The organism is Arthrobacter subterraneus, assembly GCF_900099735.1.
Taxonomy (GTDB): domain Bacteria; phylum Actinomycetota; class Actinomycetes; order Actinomycetales; family Micrococcaceae; genus Arthrobacter_D; species Arthrobacter_D subterraneus.
The window spans coordinates 223,664-245,348 of record NZ_FNDT01000003.1 but is presented as its reverse complement, the minus strand read 5'-3'; the positions used below and the strand labels follow the sequence as shown (position 1 = coordinate 245,348).

The window sequence follows — 21,685 nt, the reverse complement described above, 5'->3', positions numbered from 1 at the left end:
GGTCAGGCGGGTGCGGGGATATCCAGCCAGTGGAACCATCCCCGGTGCAGTACGAGCCATGCCATGAGGCCGTAGCCTGCCTGGCCCGGGCTTCCTCCGTTGGCGGCGAGATCCGAACGCCACTGTTCGTGGGCATGCAGGGGAGTGAAGGTGTCTACGTAGACGTGCTTGCGGCGTGTGGTCACGTCCGCGAAGGCCGCCGAGAGGTCGGCGAGTCTGCGGTTGCGTTCCGCGTCCAGACCTGGGGGCGGTCCCACTACCAGGACCTTGATGCTCATCTGTGCTGCACCGTCGAGGATGTTGGCGAGATTGAGCCGGCTGCGTGCCGTCGAGATTTCGAGATCGAGGTCCCGGTCCGACAACCCGATGAGCAGGCGGTTCTCGGTGGATTCGGAAAAGCGCCGCCCGGCTTCCTCCACCCATCGCCCGGCCAGGGCCTCGGTTCCTTCACCGGGAGCCGCCAGGCTGTAGGCCTCAAGGGTGGCGTTGTCCGGCGTGGTGCGCGCCAGGACTCTCCCGAGCCAACCGAGTGCACGCGGGTCACCGAGTCCTGCGAGAAGCTCGTCTCCCACTGCGGCGAGCCTTATCCTGCGATGTTCCACTGATCACACCTCTGGTTACTTGTCGGGCTGGATTTCGGTCAGGCCCCAACGGAGGCGCCGACCAGTCCGTGCGGGGAACGCCAATGGGCAGGGTCCCAACGACCCTGCCCATTGTACGTTCGGGCCACAGGTAGGTTACTTCCGGTCGAAAGCCTTCTTGATCAGGATTTCCTGCTCCACCGCGTGGTGCTTCGCCGATCCTGTGGCTGTCGAGGCCGATGCAGGCCGGGAAACCAGCCGGAGCGGGCGGTCGAGGTGTTCCGGCAGGTTCAGGCCGATGAATGGCCACGGTCCCTGGTTTGCCGGTTCATCCTGTGCCCAGACGATCTCCGCATCCGGGTATGCACCGATTGCGGCCCTGATTTCCTCGACCGGTAGCGGAGCAAGCTGCTCGACGCGCAGAATCGCGGTCGAGGTGTCGTTGGCCTTCTGGCGTGCCGCTGCCAGATCGTAGTAGAGCCGTCCGGACACCAGCAGGACACGGGTGACATCCGCCGGATTGAGCCCGGCTGTGTCTTCGATGACGGGCCTGAAGCTGCCCTGCGTGAAGTCCTCGACACTGCTCGCGGCCGCCTTCAGACGCAGCAGCTGCTTCGGAGTGAAGATGACCAGCGGTTTCCGCGGCCGGCTGTAGGCCTGCCTGCGCAGCAGATGGAAATGCGACGCCGCGGTGGTGGGATTGGCCACAACCATGTTGTCTTCTGCGCACATCTGCAGGAAGCGTTCAATGCGGGCGGACGAGTGGTCCGGTCCCTGACCTTCATAGCCGTGCGGGAGCATGAGTACCAGCGAGGACCGCTGGCCCCACTTCTGCTCCGCTGAGGAAATGAACTCGTCAATGATGGTCTGTGCGCCGTTGACGAAGTCACCGAACTGGGCCTCCCAGAGCACCAGGGCGTCCGGGCGTTCCACCGAGTAGCCGTACTCGAAGCCCATGGCGGCGTATTCCGAGAGAAGCGAGTCGTAGATCCAGAACTTGGCCTGGCCCTCGCTGAGCTCTCCCAGCGGAACCCACTCGGTGCCGTTTGCGCGGTCGTGGAACACTGCGTGCCGCTGCACGAAAGTACCACGACGGGAGTCCTGGCCGGCAAGACGTACGGGCACGCCTTCCATCAGCAGCGAACCGAATGCTGCGATTTCGCCGAAGCCCCAGTCGATGCCGCCTTCCCGGGACATCTGCTCGCGCTTCTCGAGCAGGGCCTTGAGCTTCGGGTGAACCGTGAAGCCCTCGGGGAACGCCAGGTGCGCCTTGCCGATGTGGGCGAGGGTCTCGGCGGTGATAGCCGTGCTCGCCGGAGCTCCCACACCGTTGTCGGTGCGCTGTGCAATGGGGCGCTCGATGTCGGAGACAGCCGCGGCGTCCTTGGTGACCACCGGGATAGGGGAGGTCTGCGCTGCATGCGTCTCCGCGAAGACGCGCTCCAGCCGTTCCTGGTAGTCCCGCAGCGCCTGCTCGGCCTCCTCCTGGCTGATGTCGCCCCGGCCGATCAGGGCCTCGGTGTAGAGCTTGCGCACCGAGCGCTTGGCCTCGATGAGGTTGTACATCATGGGCTGCGTCATCGACGGGTCGTCGCCCTCATTGTGACCGCGCCGGCGGTAGCACACCATGTCGATGACGACGTCCTTGTTGAACCGCTGGCGGAACTGGTACGCCAGCTGGGCCACCCGGACCACGGCTTCCGGGTCGTCGCCGTTCACATGGAAGATAGGGGCCTGGACCATCTTGGCGACGTCCGTCGAGTACACCGATGACCGCGACGCAGTGGGCGACGTGGTGAAGCCCACCTGGTTGTTCACGATGATGTGGATGGTTCCACCTGTGCGGTATCCGCGCAGCTGTGAGAGGTTCAGGGTTTCCGCGACCACGCCCTGACCTGCGAAGGCGGCGTCACCGTGGACGAGGATCGGCAGGACCGGGAAGGTGTCTCCCTGGTCCAGGCGGTCCTGCTTGGCCCGGACGATTCCCTCAAGGACAGAGTCCACGGCCTCAAGGTGCGAGGGGTTTGCCGCGAGGTACACCTTGGTTTCATTGCCGCTGTCCGAGGTGTAGGTGCCTTCGGTACCGAGGTGGTACTTCACGTCACCGGAGCCCTGCACCGAACGCGGATCCTGGGTGCCCTCGAACTCGCGGAAGACCTGGGCGTAGGTCTTGCCGGCAATGTTGGTGAGGACGTTGAGGCGGCCGCGGTGGGCCATGCCGATCGCCACCTCGTCCAGGCCGTCGTCGGCGGAGTCGGACAGGATCGAGTCGAGCAGCGGAATCAGGGATTCGCCGCCTTCCAGCGAGAACCGCTTCTGGCCCACAAACTTGGTTTGCAGGAAGGTCTCGAACGCTTCAGCGGCATTGAGCCGGTGCAGGATGCGGAACTGCTCCTCACGGCTCGGCTTCGAGTAGGCGTGCTCTAGCTCATCCTGGAACCACTGGCGTTCCTCAGGGTCCTGGATATGCATGTACTCGATGCCGGTGGTCCTGCAGTAGGCGTCCCGCAATACACCGAGGATAGTGCGGAACTTCAGGGTGGGCTTCCCGCCGAATCCGCCGGTCGGCCACTCGCGGTCGAGGTCCCACAGCGTCAGGCCATGGGTACGGACGTCGAGGTCCGCGTGCTTGCGCTGGACGTACTCGAGCGGGTTGGTATCCGCCATGAGGTGGCCGCGGACGCGGTAGGCGTGGATCAGTTGCTGGATGCGGGCAACCTTGTTGATCTCATCCATGGGATCAACCTGGATGTCAGCGCTCCACCGGACCGGCTCATACGGGATGCGCAGGGCCTCGAAGATCTCGTCATAGAAGTTCTGCTCGCCCAGCAGGAGCTGATGCACAATCCTGAGGAACTCGCCGCTTCCGGCGCCCTGGATGACCCGGTGGTCATACGTGGAGGTCAGGGTGATGGTCTTGCTGATTGCGTGCTGGGCAAGCGTCTTCTCGCTTGCGCCCTGGAAAGCGGCCGGGTACTCCAGTGCGCCCGCCCCTATGATGCAGGCCTGACCCTTGGAGAGCCTCGGAACCGAGTGGACCGTGCCGATGCCGCCGGGGTTGGTGAGCGAGACGGTGGTGCCGGCGTAGTCGTCCGCCCCGAGCTTGCCTGCACGCGCACGCTTGACGAGGTCCTCGTAGGCGTTCCAGAACTCCGAGAAGTTGAGCGTTTCCGCCTTCTTGATGTTGGGGACCACCAGCAGGCGTGAACCGTCGGGCCGCGGCATGTCGATCGCCAATCCGAAGTTCACATGGGCAGGCTGGACCGCCGCGGGCTTGCCGTCCACGACGTCGTAGTAGACGTTCTGCGAAGGGAACTGGGCGAGTGCCCGGATGATCGCGTAGCCAATGATGTGGGTGAAGGAAACCTTGCCGCCACGGGCCCGCTCCAGGTGGTTGTTGATGACCACACGGTTGTCGATCAGGAGCTTGGCCGGGATGGCCCGGACGCTGGTGGCCGTCGGGACCGTGAGGCTCGCGTCCATGTTGGTGGCGATGGCCTTGGCAGGTCCGCGCAGGACGGTGACGGTGTCTTCATCCATTTCCGGGTTCAGATCCGACTTCGGGAGCTGGGCCGGGATGGGAGCCTTTTCGGTTTTCTGCTCCGGCTTGGGCTCGGCCTTGGCCGCCGCCGGCTTCGACGCCGCTGCTTTCTCACGGCCTTGCCCGGGCTCTTCCTTGGCGACCGGCGGCTTGCCGGACTCCTGCGTTGCAGCGGGTGATTCCCCGGACGCCTTGGGAGCATTCTGCTCCGCCGAGACGACGGGCAGCTCCCGGGTGGGGGGATTCGGGTCCCCGGAGCCGGCAGGCCTCGAAGCAGCGTGCCGCCCGTTGTCCGAGCCGCTGCTCTCTGCTTCAAAGGATTCGAAAAGGCTCCACCACTTCTTGTCTACCGAATTCCTGTCCTGGCGGAATTGCTCGTAGAGCTCATCCACAAGCCATTCATTCCCGCCGAATTCTTCCGGTAGACGGTGGTTGGGTTGTTGTGGCACTTGTTATACGCCCTCTTCCATGAGTTGCCCTTGGCCCAAAAAGGTTCACATCAGCGCTCGCCTGACCCTGTTGACCTGCCCATCAGTCTAATGACAGTTTCAGGCAACAAGCCAATCTCGGCACAGTGCCCGGCGTAGCACAACCGATCACTCCACGCGTGCCCGGGCAGGGCGTCGATTCGACATAGACTCCCATATGTAACCGACTGCAGGAGCACCCGTGCGTTTGATCAACACGCCCTCAACCGACCTCACCTACTCTGACGTTTTCCTCGTGCCGTCAGCATCCGAGGTGATCTCCCGATTCGACGTCGACCTTGCCAGCGACGACGGCACCGGCACAACGATCCCGCTGGTGGTCGCCAACATGACTGCCGTCACCGGGCGCCGCATGGTGGAGACCGTGGCGCGGCGGGGCGGACTGGCCGTACTGCCGCAGGACATTCCCGTGCACGTCATCAGCGAGGTGACGCAGTGGGTCAAGCAGCGCGACCTGATCTTTGAGACGCCGCTGAAGCTTCAGCCCGGAAATACCGTGATTGATGCGCTGCACCTGATCAACAAGCGCGCGCACGGTGCCGTGATGGTGGTCGACGATGCCAACCGCTGCGTGGGTGTGGTCCGGGCGGAAGACTGCGAGGGTGTCGACCGGTTCGCCTCCCTCGAGTCCGTCATGCGAACGCGGCCTCTTACCCTGGACGCGGAGCGATTCTCGGCGGACCACGATGCCGCGCTTCAGCAGGCCTTCGAGGAGCTCGATGCGGCGGGTGCCTCGCTTGCAGCAGTGTCCCGGAATGGTGAGCTCGCCGGCGTCATCACCCGCAAGGGCGCGCTGCGCTCCACCATCTACCAGCCGGCCACTGACGGCAGGGGCCGGTTGCGGGTTGCTGCCGCCGTCGGCATCAATGGCGACGTAGCAGCCAAGGCGGCCGGGCTGCTTGAGGCCGGGGTGGACGTCCTCGTGGTGGACACGGCCCACGGGCACCAGCGCAAAATGCTTGACGCGCTCAAGGCCGTCACGGCGCTTGATCCGTCCGTTCCTGTGGTCGCCGGGAACGTTGTCAGCGCCGACGGGGTACGGGACCTGGTTGAGGCGGGCGCCTCGATCATCAAGGTCGGCGTGGGACCCGGTGCCATGTGCACCACGCGAATGATGACCGCAGTGGGTCGCCCGCAGTTTTCTGCAGTCCACGAGTGCGCCCAGGCGGCGGCGGAGCTCGGCGCCCATGTCTGGGCAGACGGCGGCGTCCGATACCCACGGGACGTTGCCCTTGCGCTCGCGGCCGGAGCAAGCCAGGTGATGATCGGGTCCTGGTTCGCGGGTACCTACGAAAGCCCCGGGGACCTCCAGACTGATGGGCAGGGGCGCTTGTACAAGGAGAGCTTCGGCATGGCATCGGCGCGCGCCGTCCAGAACCGGACGCAGCGCGATGACGTGTTTGCGCGCGCACGCAAGGGACTGTTCGAGGAAGGCATCTCAACGTCCACGATGTACCTGGACCCTGCCCGGCCGGGGGTCGAGGACCTGCTGGACATGATCACGGCCGGTGTGCGCAGTTCGATGACCTATGCGGGTGCACGCTCGCTCGCCGAATTCCGCGAGCGCGCAATTGTCGGGGTGCAGTCCGCGGCCGGGTACGAGGAAGGCCGTCCTCTCCAGCAGAGCTGGTAGCAGACCTGCGGTGCGGTTCCGGTTCGACGGAGTCCGGAGTCCGGAGTCCGTGGTCCGGAGTCCGGTGCCACGGGGTCCAGCGCGCGAACGTCCTGGAGGCAGCGGACCTCCCGGTGGCAGAGGATGCCCACGGCATCGGTCCGCGCCGTGGACGGCGCCCTTGCTGTAAACTGGAGACCTTATGGACAGTTCCTCTAGGGGCCGGCCCATGGCGCGCACGCAGCGACAGGCAGCATCGATCCGATGTGCAGCGCAGCCATCCAGTGCCGGCAATCCCCGTTCACATGCCCATCACCCACTGACTTCCGCGCGTTCCGACGCTTCCGGCAGCTCATCCATGCCGGATCAGCGCGCCGACGGTGACGCCTCGGGAGACAGCGCCTTGGGAAACTCCGCGTCGACGGAGCCTTCCCAGCCGGACGAGCCGTCTCAACCTGGGGAACCTCCGAAACCCGCCGCGCGGGGTAATTCCTGCGCACCCGCGGCGGTGGTCCGGTAATGGAGTGGCTCTACCTGATCGCCGGCCTGCTGCTGATTCTCGGCACCGGGTTCTTTGTTGCTGTCGAGTTTTCCCTCGTTGCACTCGACCAGACCTATGTCCAGCGTGCGGTGGACGAGGGAGACAAGCGCGCCGAACCGCTGCTGCGCTGTCTCAAGTCCCTGTCCACGCAGCTCTCCAGCTGCCAGCTCGGCATCACCCTGACAACGCTGCTGACCGGTTACGTCATGGAGCCTTCCGTGGGGCGGCTGCTTGAGACGCCGCTGGGGGCGCTGGGCGTGCCGGACACACTGCGGGCATCGGTCTCCCTGATTCTTGCGATGACGCTGGCCACCCTTCTCTCCATGCTGATCGGGGAGTTGGTGCCCAAGAACATGGCCATCGCCCTCCCCTTCAAAGTCGGCAGGACCCTGGCCCGTCCGCAGCTCATCTTCACCGCAATCTTCAAGCCGGCGATCGTCCTTCTCAACGGCTTCTCCAACCGGGTGCTGCATCTGTTCGGGCTGGAAGCCAAAGAGGAAATCTCGGGGGCCCGGACTCCCTCCGAGCTGTCATCCCTGGTGCGGCGGTCCGCGGAGCTGGGAACCCTTGACCAGGGGACCGCAAACTTTCTTGCGAGGACGTTCAGTTTCTCCGAGCGCACGGCGGCAGACGTCATGACGCCGCGAATCAGGATGGCAACGATCGAATCCGACCAGACGGTTGCCGACGTCGTCGATCTCGCGCGGCAGACCGGATACTCACGCTTTCCCCTCCTCGGGGACTCGCCCGATGACATCCGTGGAGTGGTGCACGTGAAGAAGGCCGTTGCAGTGCCGCGGTCCAGGCGTGCGGAGCTCCCGGCCGGGACCATCATGACGGAGGTCCTGCGGATCCCCGAGACGGTGCACCTCGACTCGCTGCTCAGCGAACTGAAGGAGGCCAACCTGCAGCTCGCTGTGGTGCTCGATGAGTACGGCGGAACTGCCGGCGTGGTCACACTCGAGGACCTCGTCGAGGAGATTGTGGGCGAGGTGGCTGATGAACATGACAAGCTCAAGCCGGGCGTCCTGCAAAGCGCTGCAGGCAACTGGTTCTTCCCGGGCATCATGCGCCCGGACGAGGTCAGTGAACAGATCCCCAACCTGGTTGTGCCGGACGAACCGGGCTACGAGACAGTGGGCGGCTACATCATGTCCGTTTTGGGCAGGATTGCCGAAACAGGCGACCGGGTGGACGTCCCCGGCGGGATCCTTGAGGTGGAACGCATGGACGGACGCCGGATCGACCGCGTCAGCTTCCTGCCCGTGGAGCCTGCGGAAGCAGGACAGTCCGATGCAGCTTCCTCCGCCGCGGGCGGTGCCCGATGAGCGACTGGGCAGGGATCCTCTGGCTGGTCATTCTGCTGATCGGCAACGCGTTCTTTGTGGGCGCCGAGTTCGCGATCATGAGCGCGCGCCGCAGCCAGATCGAGCCGCTCGCGGACCAGGGCATGAAACGTGCGCGCACCACCCTCTGGGCCATGGAACACGTGTCCCTCATGCTGGCCTGCGCACAGTTGGGCATCACGGTATGTTCCCTGCTGATTCTGCAGGTGGCCGAGCCCGCCATTCACCACCTGATGGTCGTACCGCTTGAAGCGGCCGGCCTCCCTGGAGGCCTGGCAGACGGCATTGCGTTCGGTATCGCGCTTGCGCTGGTCACCTTCCTCCACGTGACCTTCGGCGAAATGGTGCCGAAGAACATTTCGGTATCCGTGGCGGACAAGGCCGCCCTGTTTCTCGCGCCTCCGCTGGTAATGGTGGCCAAGCTGGTGCATCCCGTCATTTCCAGCCTGAACTGGACCGCCAACCACATTCTGAGGGCCATGCGGATCGAGCCGAAGGACGAGGTGACGTCTTCCTTCACCCTGGAGGAGGTGCAGTCGATCGTTCAGGAGTCCACGAGGCACGGGCTGGTGGACGACGACGCCGGGCTGATCAGCAGCGCGCTCGAATTCTCGGGGCAGACGGCGGGGACCATCATGGTGCCGCTGGAGGAACTGGTCACGCTCCGTACAGACTCCACTCCCGAGGAGTTCGAAAAGACGGTCGGACGGACCGGTTTCTCCCGCTTCGTACTCGTGGATGAGCACGACAACCTCACCGGTTACATGCACCTCAAGGACGTCATGTCGATGCCGGTCGAGGGGTACCTGCGGCCCATCACGGAGAACAAGGTGAGGGCTCTCGCCAATCTGAGTGTCGATGATGAGATCGAGGACGCGCTTGCCATCATGCAGCGCACCGGGTCCCACCTGGCCCGCGTGATGACCAGCGACGGGCGGGCGCGCGGTGTCCTGTTCCTCGAGGACGTCATTGAGCAGCTGATCGGCGAGATCCGGGATGCCACCCAGAACCAGGGGCACCGGCGCACCGGAGAGTCGCTCCAGCGCGACGCGGAACTCGGCAGGTTCGAGACGCGCTAGCCCGCCGGGCCGCAGCTTCAGGGTCCTTCGCCGGTCGGCGGAGGGCCCTGATCTGTGCTCTGGCTGGTCCCGCTGCAAGGCGCTCTGGCTGGTCCCGCTGCGAGGCACAGAAATGCGAATGATTCGCGTTTAGGTTAGAGTTAGACAAGTCCACGGGGCACCACACCACTTGCGTACACAGATCGAGGGAACATTCATGCGCAGTATTTCCGCGCGAACGACGACGGTACTCGCCGCTTCGGCACTTCTTCCACTGCTGGTAGCCGGCTGCGGCCCCGAGGGCGGCAGTTCGGAACGGGACGCAGCATCAGGCGCGCTGCAGGTGGTGACGTCCACCAACGTCTATGGGGACATCGTCGAGGCAGTCGGCGGGGAACATGTCGAGGTGACCGCGATTGTCGACAGCCTGAGCCAGGATCCGCACTCCTACGAGGCTACGGTGCAGGACAAGCTTGCAGTCTCCAAGGCAGACCTCCTGGTGGAGAACGGGGGCGGCTATGACCCGTTCCTCCATACCCTTGCCGATTCCGTCGAGATGGATCACGAGTACGTACTCAGTGCGGTCGACATCGCAGGGCTGGACGCGGGGGAGGAACCCCACGCCGAGGACACTCACGCGGAGGAGGGACCCCACGCCGAGGACACTCACGCCGAGGACACTCACGCGGAGGAGGAACCTCACGCCGAGGACACTCACGCGGAGGAGGAGCCTCACGCCGAGGACGAACACGCGCACGGTTCCTTCAACGAACACGTCTGGTACAACCTGGCGGCCATGGCGGAGCTCGCCGGCGCCATAGGGGATAAACTCGGGGCGCTCGACCCCGACAACGCGGACACCTATGAGGCGAACGCCGCCGGCTTCGCCGAGGAACTGGCCGCGATCGAGGAGCGGGCAGCGGCGCTTGCACCGGAGGCCGCAGGCAAGGCCGTCGCCGCCACCGAACCTGTGCCCGCGTACCTGCTGGAAACCGTCGGCCTGGAGGACGTCACCCCCGCCGACTACACCGAGGCAATTGAGGAAGACGCAGACGTTCCGGTGGCCGCCCTGAACGAGATGCAGGAGCTGGTGAAGAACGGCTCGGTCGCGTTCCTCGCGTATAACGAACAAACCGAGGGTCCACAGACCCAGGCTGTACGCAGTTCGGCGGAGTCCGCCTCGGTGCCCGTCGTCAACTTCACCGAAACGCTTCCCGACGGTGCGGACTACCTGTCCTGGATGAGCACCAACGTCGACAACATCGCCGAAGCCCTGAAGTCCTGACAGAATTGGCCATGACACTCCCATCCCTTCAGCTAGGAGACCGCGTGGCCAACGACGGCGGTGCTGCCGCTCGCCCTGTGGTGAGCCTTCGCTCTGCCTCCCTCTCGTTTGGGCGCCGGACGCTCTGGCACGATCTTGACCTGGACATCCGGCCGGGAGAATTCCTGGCCGTCCTCGGCCCTAACGGCTCGGGCAAGACGAGCCTGCTCAGGGTGCTTCTCGGCCTGCAGGAGCTGGATTCGGGACGGGCCACCGTCAACGGTCATGCACTGCACCGCGGCAGCCGCGCGTTCGGCTATATCCCGCAGCAGAAGTCATTTGCAGCTGAGACGCCTCTGCGCGCACGCGACCTCGTGGGCCTGGGCGTGGACGGCCACCGCTGGGGGTTCCGCGGCGGCGGAGCAACCTACCGCCGGACTGTGGATGCCCTCCTGGAGAAGGTGGGCGCGTCGTCGTACGCGGATGCGCCGGTGGGGCGGCTGTCCGGCGGCGAGCAGCAGCGGCTCCGTGCGGCGCAGGCCCTCGCCACGGACCCGCAGGTGCTGCTGTGCGATGAGCCGCTGCTTTCGCTGGACCTGCACCACCAGCAGGCGGTGAGCCGGCTGATCAATGACCAGTGCCGTGACCACAACACCGCCGTGGTCTTCGTGACCCATGAAATCAACCCGATCATCGACTACGTTGACCGCGTCCTGTACCTGGCCGGCGGGCAGTTCCGGGTGGGCCGGCCGCAGGACGTGATGACCAGCGACGTTCTGTCCGAGCTCTACAACAGCCGGGTGGACGTCATCCACAACAACGGCCGCATTGTTGTGGTGGGACTACCGGACGCCACCACGCACCATCATCATGCAGAGGCAGCGCAGCCATGACCCTCGACGAAATGCTCCGGGCGATCTTCACGTTCGACAACTACAGCGAGCTGCTGCCGCTGGTGCAGAACTCCATCTGGGCCGGCGCGGTGCTGGGGCTGCTGGGCGGCCTGATCGGTACCTTCGTGATGATGCGGGATCTCGCCTTCGCGGTGCATGGCATCGCCGAGCTGTCCTTCGCCGGTGCGGCGTTTGCGCTGCTCATCGGGGCGAACGTGGTGTTCGGCTCGCTGGTCGGCTCCGTGATCGCCGCGCTCCTGCTGGGCTTGATGGGCATCCGGGCCCGTGACCGCAACTCGATCATCGGTGTCATCATGCCGTTCGGGCTGGGGCTTGGGATTCTGTTCCTGGCGCTCTATGAGGGCAGGGCAGCCAACAAGTTCGGACTGCTGACCGGGCAGATTGTCTCCGTTGACCAGGTGCAGCTGACGCTTTTGGCGGGCTGCGCCGTCGTCGTCATGGCCGCCCTCGGCGCCATCTGGCGCCCGCTGACCTTTGCCAGCGTGGACCCGGAGCTGGCGGAGGCGCGCGGTGTCCCGGTGCGTGGGCTGTCGCTGGTATTCATGTTCCTGCTGGGTGTATCGGTGGCGCTGTCCATCCAGGTGGTCGGTGCGCTCCTGGTGCTTGCGCTGCTCATCACGCCTGCTGCTGCTGCGCTCAAGGTCACTTCGTCGCCGCGGCTGGTGGTCCTGCTCAGCGTGGCGTTCGCCTGCACGTCGGTGGTGGGCGGCATCCTCCTGGCACTGGGCGGCCGGATCCCCATCAGCCCCTACGTGACAACCATCTCCTTTGTGATCTACCTGGTGTGCAGGATCATCAGCTGGCACCGTTCCACGCGGTCCACCAGGTCCGAAGCACGCGCGGTGCAGCCGATCTAGGCCCCAGGCGCGCTGCACTCCGGGCACAGCCCGTAGATCTCCACGGTATGGGCCACCTCGGTGTACCCGTGTTCCCGGGCGATGCGGGCCGCCCACTGCTCGACTGCCGGCGCCTCGATCTCCACAGCCCGTCCGCACTTGCGGCAGAGCAGGTGATGATGGTGGTGTTCGACGGCGCACCGGCGGTAGACCGCCTCCCCCTCGCCGTTCCGCAGCACATCGACAAGGCCGTCATCGGCCATTGACTGCAGGATGCGGTACGCGGTGGCCAGTGAAACAGACTCGCCGCGCTCGTGCATGGTGCGGTACAGCTCCTGCGTGCTCACGAAGTCGTCCAGCTCATCAAGCGTGGCACTGACCGCCCGGCGTTGCCGTGTAACACGCTGCTCCGACCCCTTGCGGGTGGGCTGCCCTGCTCCAGCTGACATGCCTGGCTGGTCACCTCGCTCTCGATAGTCCGGTGGTGTTCCGGGTTGAACCTCGCGTCAAGGGTAGCACCGGCACCCCCGCCAATCTCCGGCGGGGTGCCGCAGACAGGGACGCAGCACGGCGATAGTGTGGGCGCATGCTGTTGACCAAGTTCACCCATGCCTGTGTCCGTCTGGAGAAGGACGGAACCGCCCTGGTCCTGGACCCGGGGAATTTTTCCGAGGTTGAGGAGGCGGTTTCCGGAGCAGCCGCCATCCTCATCACCCATGAGCATGCGGACCACTTCGACAAGGACCGGATCGCAGCGGCGCTGCGGGCGGCCCCGGAAATGGCGGTTCATGCCCCGGAGGGTGTGGCTGCGCAACTGAGGGAGGAACTGGACGACGGCGCAGCGGTCCGTGTGCACTCCGTCGAACCTGAGCGCAGCTACACCATCGCAGGATTTGCTGTGCAAACTTTCGGCGGCCAGCACGCCCTCATCCATCCGCACATCCCGCTGGTGAAGAACATCGGCTACCTGATCGAAGGAACCCTCTACCATCCGGGGGATTCGTTCATCGTTCCGCACGGTGTTCAGGTGCAAACGCTTCTGGTGCCCGTCCATGCACCCTGGTCCAAGACCGCCGAGGTGATTGATTTCGTCACCGCCATACGGGCACCGCGGGCTCACCAGATCCATGACGCGCTGCTGAATGAGACGGGCCTGGCCATGGTGGAGGGCCACGTTTCGCGGCTGGGGAAGCACTACGGGACAGATTTCCGCCATCTGGCGCCCGGGGAGAGCGTGTCCCTCTAGACCGGCTCCTTGCGGGGCGCACCGGCTCTCCGGGGCGCAATGGTATGGCGCGCCACCTCCTGGAGCTCGGGCGAGTCGGGGTTGTCATTGACCACGCCGGTAGCCCACCGCAGCTGCAGCCCGCTGTCGGTGTCCTCGAGCAGCGCGAGGTTGTTGTCGAACCACGGCCCCTTGATGCTCGTCCAGGAGAACGGCGGCTTCGGGACCCTGGCGGAGCGGGCCACCAGCGCCCCCAGCGGGCTGGCGACGCCGTAGGACATCACCACCGTCGCGAACCTCAGGGCACGCGGCAGGGGGTTCCGGATGGGTGAGCAGACCGCCTGGAGGATCCGGCTGCCGGAGGACCGGTCGACTTCGGCGATGTAGGAGAAGTGGACATCGCCGGAGAGGAAGGTGACGGTCTGAGGTGCCGGTCCGCGTTTTCCGTCCGCCACCTCGCAGGCGAGCGCCGCAACGGCCCTGAAGCTGCGCTGGAACGCGCCCCAGTGCTCAAGGTCCAGGCCCTGCCGCAGCACTTCGCCCATCCTCGACCCCAGCCTGCCCCAGGCGCCTTCCGCAAGCGCCTCGTCCCACGACTCAATATGGTGAAGACCCCGGGGGAGCAGGAAGGGCAGGGAAGTCGCAATCAGCAGGTGCCGCACCCCGCCGCGGAAATGCTCATCCAGCCAGGTGAGTTCAGTTTCGTCCAGGAGAGACCGCCGCGCGGGTTCAAGGACCCGGGCTGCCCTCGAATCCACGGTGATGATCCTTACGTCACCGACGTCCCGGCAGTAGCTCCAGCGGTAGCTGAGGGGATCGGCGTCCGCGCGCTCGGCGAAGGAGTCAAGGTCAGCGGTGAGGTCCAGTTCCTCCGGCCCGTGGTGCGAGGCGATCTTCTGCCACAGCGGGTCCTCGGCGCGGGCCGCGGAGGAGAGATTGCCGAGATGCTGGTACACCCAGTAGGAGGCCAGCCCGGCGACAATCCGGCCGTGCCACCACGTGGTGCCGTGCATCTTTTTCCGCCAGGACAGCGAGGCGTTCCAGTCGTCGCGGATGTCGTGGTCATCAAAGATCATCGCGCTGGGAAGGGTGGACAGCAGCCAGCGGTTCGCGGGGTCGGACCAGGCGAGCTTATAGAGGTGGGCGTACTCCTCGTAGTCCTTCAGCTCCTCACCCGGCGGTTCATGCAGCGACCGGCGGGAGGAGATGAACTCCTTCATCTCCTTGCTCGTGGAATCCGCATAGACCTGATCGCCCAGGAACGCGACGAGGTCCGGGCGGGCGTCGTCGTCGGTGTGTGCCCGGTGCATCGCATAGGCGCGCAGGGCATCGACGCCGTGGGTGGCGTTGCCCATGGTGTCGTGGGGAACGCTGGTCCGGCAGGAACCGAACGCGAGCCTCAGGCGCCGTTCGGGGTGCAGCGTCCGGATGGACGGGGCAGGAAAGGGCGAGTCCGGCTCCGGCCAGCAGCGCTCCCCGTCGATGGTTACGGTGTACTCCGAGGTGGTGCCCGGCGTGAGGCCGGCGGCCTCCACCAGGGCGTAGTGATGACCGTGGGCGCCGAAAGTGGAAGCGGTCCACGCGTCCGGTCCTGCGCGCAGTTCCACAGTGCAGGCCTCGCTGGTTTCCACCCATAGGGCAGCCGAGGTTTCGTCAACGTACCGGAGCATCGGACCGAGCACCAGTGAAGCTGTCATGACCCTGTTGTACCCCTTGTCGGCCTGCAGGGCCAGAGGACCGCAATACCGCGTGCCGGGCCGGGTTGGAGGGTGGAACAAAGCTGTGGTGAACTTGGCTCACACCCTGACCGGTGTGCCACCGGTCACACTTTCACAAGGAGATCTTCATGGAGACTCTGATGGACGTGCAGGCACTGCGGAACCGGATGACCTCCGGGCGGCAGACCGTCCTGCTGGATGTTCGCTGGGCGCTGGGTAACCCCCACGGTCACGAACAGTACCGATCAGCTCACATTCCCGGCGCCGTCTACGTTGACCTCGAGACGCAACTGTGTTCGCCCCCCTCCGCCGCCGAGGGCCGGCATCCGCTGCCCGAGCCGGCGGCGCTGGAGGAAGCGGCCCGTCAGTGGGGCATCAACGACGGCGACGTGGTGGTCGCCTATGACGACACCGGCAATCTTGCGGCCGCGCGGCTATGGTGGCTGCTCCGCAACGCCGGCCTGACCAGTGTCCACCTGCTCGACGGCGGACTGGCGGCATGGCTGGCGGCGGGTTACGGGACCGAGCGCGGTGAGGAGCAGCACTGCCTGGGCGACGTAACCCTGGACTTCGGGCATATGCCCGTGGTGCGGACCGAGGACGTCCTCGCCCTCACCCGGAGCGGTGTCCTGCTGGATGCCCGGGCGCCGGAGCGTTTCAGTGGGGAGAGCGAGCCCGTTGATCCGAAGGCGGGACACATTCCCGGTGCGTTGAACTCGCCCACCGCCGGTAACCTGACGGCGCAGAAAACCTTCCTGCCAGCAGCCGAGCTGCGACGGCGGTTCGCTGCCCTCGGAATCACCGAAACGGCTGACGTCGCGGTGTACTGCGGGTCCGGTATCACCGCTGCCCACGAGATCGCCGCACTTGAGCTGGCCGGATTCCGGGCTGCGCTCTACCCGGGGTCCTGGTCCCAGTGGTCCCAACGCGCGGACCTGCCGGTGGCGACGGGCCCCTGACAGCGCTCAGCTGATCGTCCGGAAAACCCTCGTTGTGAGAGAGTAGCCGCTATGACCACTGCCTATGCCTACGCGGCGACTTCGCCGTCCAGCGGACTCGGACGCACCACCGTTGAACGCCGGGAGCCGGAACATGACGACGTCGAAATCGCCGTCGAATTCTGCGGATTGTGCCACTCGGATGTGCATGCGGCCAGGAGTGAGTGGGGGGCTGCCCGCTACCCGTTGGTGCCCGGCCATGAGATTGTCGGCCGGGTCACCCGGGTAGGGGAGTCCGTCACCTCCTTTGCGGTCGGGGACCGGGTGGGGGTCGGTTGCATGGTGGACTCCTGCCGTGAGTGTGAGAGCTGCGCCGACGGTCTGGAGCAGTACTGCGAACGCGGGATGACCGCCACCTACGGAACGCCTGACCGCAGGCGCGACGGCGAGATCACCCAGGGCGGTTACTCGACGTCCATTGTGGTCAATGAGGGGTACGTCCTTCGGATACCGGCGGGCCTGGATCCGGCCGCCGCCGCGCCCCTGCTCTGTGCCGGGATCACCACCTTCTCCCCGCTGAACCATTTTGGTGTGGAGAAGGGTGATGCTGTCGGCGTCGTTGGACTGGGCGGTCTGGGGCATGTGGCCGTGAAGATCGCCAGGGCGATGGGTGCTGAAGTGACAGTGTTCACCACGTCCCCCGGCAAGGTGGACGCTGCGCGGGAGCTGGGAGCCGACCACGTGGTGGTCTCGCGGGATGCGGACGCCATGGCCGATGCTGCCAACACACTGGACGTGATCCTCGATACGGTGGCGGCCCCGCATGACCTCAACGAACTGCTCCGCACCCTGCGGCTGGACGGAGCCCTGTTCCAGCTGGGGCTGCCCGCCGATCCGATGCCTGCAGTGGACCCCGCGCTGCTGGTCCGGAAGCGGCGCACCTATGCCGGATCCCTCATCGGCGGCATCGCGGAAACGCAGCAGATGCTCGATTTCTGTGCCGAGCACGGTGTCGCATCCGACATCGAACTGGTGACCGCCGACCAGCTCAACACGGCCTACGACCGCATGGTTGCCGGTGATGTGTTGTACCGGTTTGTCCTCGACGCCGGATCACTGAAGGAGGATTCATGAGCACACTGTTCACGAAGATCATCGAGGGGGAGATTCCCGGCCGCTTTGTCTGGAAGGACGACGACGTCACGGCGTTCCTGACCATCGCCCCCATCACCGACGGTCACGTCATGGTGGTGCCGCGCCGCGAGGTGGCCCACTGGGTGGACCTGGACCCGGATCTCCTCGGCAAGGTCATGGCCGTGGCGCAGAGAATCGCCCGGGTGCAGGAGAAGGAGTTCAGCGCCCGGCGCATCGGAGTGCTGATGGAGGGCTACGAAATTCCGCATGTGCACGTCCACATCTGGCCGACACAGAGCGCAGCCGATTTCGACGTGCACAAGGTGGACCACAACCCCGAGCCGGCAAAGCTCGACGAGAATGCGGACCGGCTCCGGCGTGCGCTGCGGGATGCCGGCCACGCGGCCTACGTTCCCGACTGACCTGATCCACTGAACTGTTGCGCAGCTCTGGCGGGTTGCCAGGTGCGCACCCCGCCGGAACTGCCCGAAACTTGCCGGTCCTCAGGCGGCGAGGGCTTCCCCGAGCGCGGCCCGGATGCGTTTTTCCGACACTGAGTAGGCCGTTCCCAGTTCCTGCGCGAACAGGCTGATCCGCAGTTCCTCCAGCATCCAGCGGACACGGGCCAGGGCCGGCGGCACTGTCCGTCCGTTGGGCGCAACGGCGGCCAGGGCGTCGTCGTACTCGTCTTCGAGACGCTGGACGGTCGCGGTGTTGATTGCGTCGCGCTGGACGTTGCCGGCCAGCTTTTCCAGCCGTTTCTCGATGCCGGCGAGATACCGCGGCAGGTGGGCGAGCTGGGCGTAACCGGTCCGGGCAACAAATCCCGGAAAGACGAGCTGCTCAAGCTGGCTCTTCACGTCATTCAGCGCCGTAATGAGGGCCAGGCTGGTGGTTCCCCTGAGCTGCTTTTCGATCCTGCGCGCACTGGCGAGGATCTTTTCGACGATTGCCGTCACCGCGAACACGGTGTCGATGAGTTCCGCGCGGACGTTCTCATACAGGGCGTCGAACTCTCCGGCCGTCCACGGCAGACCCTCCGGCGTGAGCCTGTCGATCGCCGCGATGGAACAATCCTCGATCAATGCACTGACACTGCCGTGCGGGTTCTGCGTGAAGGTCAGCTTTTCCGCGTTGCTCAGATGCTCCAGGACGTAGCGTGCCGGGCTCGGCACCCGCAGGGCGAGCAGCCTGATGACGCCGGCGCGCATCGCGGCGGACTGCTCGTCCGGGTTCGGGAAGACCCGGAGGCCGACGGACTTCCCCTCATCGACCAGAGCGGGATAACCGGTCACCCGGTGGCCGCCGACGATGCGGGACACTTCCTGCGGCACCGTGCCGAAGTTCCACGCGGTTGCGCCGCTGATCTCCGTGATGCCAGGACTCTCCGGTGCCGATGACGACGACTGGACCGACGACTGCTCAACCGATGACGACGACGGCGGTGGAGACTGTTGCTTGCGCCGCTCTTCAGCGCCGGTCCGCTGAATCGAAGCCGGTGTGGCGCCCAGGGACTCGGCGATTGCGCGGCGCGTCTGCGGGGCAAGCCGGTCCTTCAGCGCAGACAGATCCTTGTCCTCGTCCAGGACGCGCCCGTTCGCGTCGACAATTTGGAAGCTCATCAGCAGGTGAGGCGGGAGGGCGTCCCGGTTCCAGGAACCCGGCGGGATGATGGAGCCTCTCAGCCGGCGCAGGGCCAGCTCCAGCGAGGGTTCGAGTTCGTCGCGGGCAGGGTCGAAGTCCGCGTGGAGGGAATCGACGGCTGCCCGGGCGACGTCCGGTGCCGGAATGAAGTTCTTGCGGACCTGCTTCGGCAACGACTTGATCAGCGCCGTCACCAGTTCAATGCGCAGGCCGGGAATCTGCCACTGGAACGGTGCCGGTTCAAGCTTGTTCAGGAACAGGATCGGCACCTGCACCGTCACCCCGTCCGAAGCCCCGGGAACGTTGGGAGAAAACTCGTAGCTGAGCGGCAGCTCGAACCCCTGTTGATGCCAGGTCTTCGGGAAGGCCTGCTCGTCGAGATCGGCATCCCGGCTGAGCAGTTCTTCAGGATTGAAGTCGAGCAGCCCGGGGTTCTCCTGGCGGGCCTGCTTCCACCACTTGTCGAAATGCCGTTCGGACACCACCTCGGCTCCCACCCGCGCGTCGTAGAACGCGAACAGGGTGTCGTCGTCGACCATGAGGTCGCGGCGGCGCATCCGGTTTTCCAGCTCTTCGATCTCCGCGATCCGCGCCTTGTTGCGCGAAAAGAATTTGTGATGCGTTCGCCAGTCACCCTCAACGAGGGCGTGCCGGATGAAGAGCTCACGCGCCAGTTCCCGGTCAATGCGACCGTAGTTGATTCGCCGCTGGGGCACGATCGGCACTCCGTAGAGGGTGACCTTCTCATAGGCCATGACGGAGCCCATCTTGCGGGACCAATGCGGCTCGCTGTAGCTGCGCTTCACGAGGTCCGGAGCAACGTCCTCTGCCCACAGCGGATCGAAGGTGGCGACAACCCGTGCCCACAGCCGTGAGGTTTCCACGAGCTCGGCCGCCATCACCCAATCCGGGTTCTTCTTGAAGAGCGCGCTGCCGGGGAAGATGGCAAATCGGGTTCCGCGCGCGCCGGCATACTCGCGCTTGCGCTGGTCATACAGGCCGATGTGGCTGAGCAGACCGGACAGCATGCTGATATGGACGGCGTCGTGCTGCGCTACCGGGTCAACCTCCCCCGGAGAAAGGGTGATGTTGAGGGGTTTGGCCAGCTGGCGCAGCTGGGTGAAGAGGTCCTGCCACTCGCGCACACGCAGGTAATTGATGAACTCATTCCGGCACAGCTTGCGGAACTGCGTCGAAGACAGAGCCTTCTGCTGTTCCTGCAGATACCGCCAGAGGTTCAGGTAGGCGGTGAAGTCGGACTTTTCATCAGTGAACCTTCGGTGCTTCTCGGTGGCAGCCTGGAGCTTCGCCGTCTGGTCAGGCTGGGGACGTTCCCGAGGATCCTGGATGGTGAGCGCCGCGGCTAGCACCATCACTTCCCTGGCGCAGCCACGGCGACCGGCTTCCACAATCATGCGGCCGAGCCGCGGATCCACCGGAAGCTGGGCAAGCTGCCGGCCCACCGGGGAAATGCTGCCGTCAGCGGTGAGGGCACCCAGCTCACGGAGGAGGGTGACGCCGTCGTTGATTGCCTTCGAATCCGGCGGTTCGACAAAGGGGAAGGCGGCGACGTCCTTCGGACCACGGGTCACGCCCATCGCCGTCATCTGCAGGATGACAGCTGCGAGGTTGGTCCGCAGTATCTCCGGATCCGTGAAGGGGCGCCGGGACTCGTAATCCTCCTCGGAATACAGGCGGATGACGATGCCGTTGGACACGCGGCCGCAACGGCCCGACCGCTGGTTCGCTGATGCCTGCGACACCCGTTCGATCGGCAGCCGCTGCACCTTGGTACGGTGCGAGTAGCGGGAAATGCGGGCGGTTCCCGTGTCAATGACGTACTTGATTCCGGGGACGGTCAGCGACGTTTCAGCGACGTTTGTCGCCAGGACGATTCGCCGTGCTGACCCGCCCGGCCTGAACACCCGGTGCTGTTCCTGCAGTGACAGCCGGGCGAAGAGCGGGAGAATCTCGGTACCGCGAAGCCGCGGATTCACCTGGACGCGTGCGCGGAGGGCATCGGCGGCGTCGCGGATCTCGCGTTCACCGGAGAAGAACACCAGGATGTCCCCGGGTGGCTCGCCTGCCAGTTCATCGACGGCATCGCACACCGCATCCAGCGGGTCCCGGTCTTCCTCGAGTTCATCGTCGCTGTCCGATTCGGTGTCGCCCGCAGGCTGGCTGAGCGGACGGTAGCGGATCTCGACGGGGTAGGTCCGCCCCGAGACCTCGATGATGGGTGCGGGCTTCTTGACCGGCGCGGCTTCATCGGCAGCGAAGTGGTTCGCGAAGCGCTCGGGGTCAATGGTGGCGGAGGTGATGATCAGTTTCAGGTCCGGCCGCTTCGGGAGGATGCGCTTCAGGTACCCGAGGATGAAGTCAATGTTGAGGCTGCGCTCATGTGCCTCATCGATGATGATGGTGCTGTACTTCAACAGCTGCTTGTCATGCTGGATTTCGGCGAGCAGGATACCGTCCGTCATGAGCTTGATGCGCGTGCTCCGGCCCACCTCCCCGGTGAACCGGACCTGGTATCCGACCTCTTCGCCGAGCTTCACGTCCAGTTCCTCGGCGATCCGCTCGGCGACCGTGCGGGCTGCCAGGCGGCGGGGCTGGGTATGGCCGATCATCCCTGACCGGCCAAGGCCGAGCTCCAGGCACATTTTGGGGATCTGGGTGGTTTTCCCCGAGCCGGTTTCGCCCGCGATGATGGTGACCTGGTTGGCTGCGATAGCTGCCATGATGTCCGCCCGGCGTTCAGAGACTGGGAGCTGGGCAGGGTAGGAAATTGTCAGTGACATGATTGATTCCAAGTTTACTCGGCGCGGTGGCGGGCAGCCGCTCA

General features: G+C 65.4%; 15 protein-coding genes. 10 read left to right on the top strand and 5 right to left on the bottom strand.

Features of this window, described 5'->3' with window-relative positions; all coding sequences use genetic code 11:
• Positions 1 to 2 precede the first annotated feature (2 nt).
• Entirely contained in the window at positions 3 to 602 is a 600-nt protein-coding gene (locus tag BLS52_RS06000) for a GDSL-type esterase/lipase family protein (protein ID WP_090585123.1), read from the bottom strand.
• 135 nt (positions 603 to 737) lie between these two features.
• The gene (locus tag BLS52_RS05995; protein ID WP_090585121.1) at positions 738 to 4,571 is read right to left on the bottom strand and encodes a multifunctional oxoglutarate decarboxylase/oxoglutarate dehydrogenase thiamine pyrophosphate-binding subunit/dihydrolipoyllysine-residue succinyltransferase subunit; all 3,834 of its coding nucleotides are present in this window, start codon (positions 4,569 to 4,571) and stop codon (positions 738 to 740) included.
• Between the two features lie 220 nt (positions 4,572 to 4,791).
• On the opposite strand from BLS52_RS05995, the gene guaB1 reads away from it, so the two are divergent.
• The 6 genes from guaB1 to BLS52_RS05965 all read left to right on the top strand — a co-directional run bounded on the left by guaB1 (position 4,792) and on the right by BLS52_RS05965 (position 12,202).
• Positions 4,792 to 6,243: a GMP reductase gene (guaB1, locus tag BLS52_RS05990; protein WP_090585119.1), complete on the top strand. Its 1,452-nt coding sequence runs from the start codon at positions 4,792 to 4,794 to the stop codon at positions 6,241 to 6,243.
• A gap of 498 nt (positions 6,244 to 6,741) precedes the next feature.
• The gene (locus BLS52_RS05985) at positions 6,742 to 8,091 is read left to right on the top strand and encodes a hemolysin family protein (RefSeq protein ID WP_090585117.1); all 1,350 of its coding nucleotides are present in this window, start codon (positions 6,742 to 6,744) and stop codon (positions 8,089 to 8,091) included.
• The gene (locus BLS52_RS05980; RefSeq protein ID WP_090585115.1) at positions 8,088 to 9,188 is read left to right on the top strand and encodes a hemolysin family protein; all 1,101 of its coding nucleotides are present in this window, start codon (positions 8,088 to 8,090) and stop codon (positions 9,186 to 9,188) included. The genes BLS52_RS05985 and BLS52_RS05980 overlap by 4 nt, the downstream gene beginning before the upstream one ends.
• Positions 9,189 to 9,384: 196 nt before the next feature.
• Positions 9,385 to 10,452, top strand: a complete 1,068-nt coding sequence (locus BLS52_RS05975) for a metal ABC transporter solute-binding protein, Zn/Mn family (RefSeq protein ID WP_090585113.1) — start codon at positions 9,385 to 9,387, stop codon at positions 10,450 to 10,452.
• Positions 10,453 to 10,532: 80 nt separating this feature from the next.
• Positions 10,533 to 11,324: a metal ABC transporter ATP-binding protein gene (locus tag BLS52_RS05970; RefSeq protein ID WP_090585216.1), complete on the top strand. Its 792-nt coding sequence runs from the start codon at positions 10,533 to 10,535 to the stop codon at positions 11,322 to 11,324.
• Positions 11,321 to 12,202, top strand: a complete 882-nt coding sequence (locus BLS52_RS05965) for a metal ABC transporter permease (protein ID WP_026545900.1) — start codon at positions 11,321 to 11,323, stop codon at positions 12,200 to 12,202. The genes BLS52_RS05970 and BLS52_RS05965 overlap by 4 nt, the downstream gene beginning before the upstream one ends.
• Here BLS52_RS05965 and BLS52_RS05960 read toward each other — a convergent pair.
• A complete protein-coding gene (locus tag BLS52_RS05960; RefSeq protein ID WP_090585111.1) occupies positions 12,199 to 12,630 on the bottom strand; it encodes a Fur family transcriptional regulator in 432 nt (143 codons plus the stop codon). The two genes, BLS52_RS05965 and BLS52_RS05960, sit on opposite strands and share 4 nt — an antisense overlap.
• A gap of 137 nt (positions 12,631 to 12,767) precedes the next feature.
• Between BLS52_RS05960 and BLS52_RS05955 the strand changes: the two genes are divergently transcribed.
• Positions 12,768 to 13,427 carry an MBL fold metallo-hydrolase gene (locus BLS52_RS05955; RefSeq protein WP_090585110.1) on the top strand — a complete coding sequence of 220 codons (660 nt, stop codon included), beginning with the start codon at positions 12,768 to 12,770 and terminating at the stop codon, positions 13,425 to 13,427.
• Here the strand turns inward: BLS52_RS05955 and BLS52_RS05950 are convergent.
• Positions 13,424 to 15,103 (bottom strand): alkaline phosphatase D family protein, encoded by a 1,680-nt coding sequence (locus BLS52_RS05950; RefSeq protein WP_245702710.1) that lies wholly within the window; start codon positions 15,101 to 15,103, stop codon positions 13,424 to 13,426. The two genes, BLS52_RS05955 and BLS52_RS05950, sit on opposite strands and share 4 nt — an antisense overlap.
• Positions 15,104 to 15,252: 149 nt before the next feature.
• On the opposite strand from BLS52_RS05950, the gene BLS52_RS05945 reads away from it, so the two are divergent.
• Genes BLS52_RS05945 through BLS52_RS05935 form a run of 3 tightly spaced genes read left to right on the top strand, consistent with a single transcriptional unit; the run spans position 15,253 to position 17,618 of the window.
• Positions 15,253 to 16,083 carry a sulfurtransferase gene (locus BLS52_RS05945; RefSeq protein ID WP_090585109.1) on the top strand — a complete coding sequence of 277 codons (831 nt, stop codon included), beginning with the start codon at positions 15,253 to 15,255 and terminating at the stop codon, positions 16,081 to 16,083.
• 51 nt (positions 16,084 to 16,134) lie between these two features.
• Entirely contained in the window at positions 16,135 to 17,196 is a 1,062-nt protein-coding gene (locus tag BLS52_RS05940) for an NAD(P)-dependent alcohol dehydrogenase (protein ID WP_090585107.1), read from the top strand.
• Positions 17,193 to 17,618 (top strand): HIT family protein, encoded by a 426-nt coding sequence (locus BLS52_RS05935; protein WP_090585105.1) that lies wholly within the window; start codon positions 17,193 to 17,195, stop codon positions 17,616 to 17,618. Before BLS52_RS05940 ends, BLS52_RS05935 begins: the two co-directional genes overlap by 4 nt.
• A gap of 81 nt (positions 17,619 to 17,699) precedes the next feature.
• On the opposite strand, the gene hrpA is transcribed toward BLS52_RS05935, so the two are convergent.
• Positions 17,700 to 21,641 carry an ATP-dependent RNA helicase HrpA gene (gene hrpA / locus BLS52_RS05930; RefSeq protein ID WP_090585103.1) on the bottom strand — a complete coding sequence of 1,314 codons (3,942 nt, stop codon included), beginning with the start codon at positions 21,639 to 21,641 and terminating at the stop codon, positions 17,700 to 17,702.
• Positions 21,642 to 21,685 lie beyond the last annotated feature (44 nt).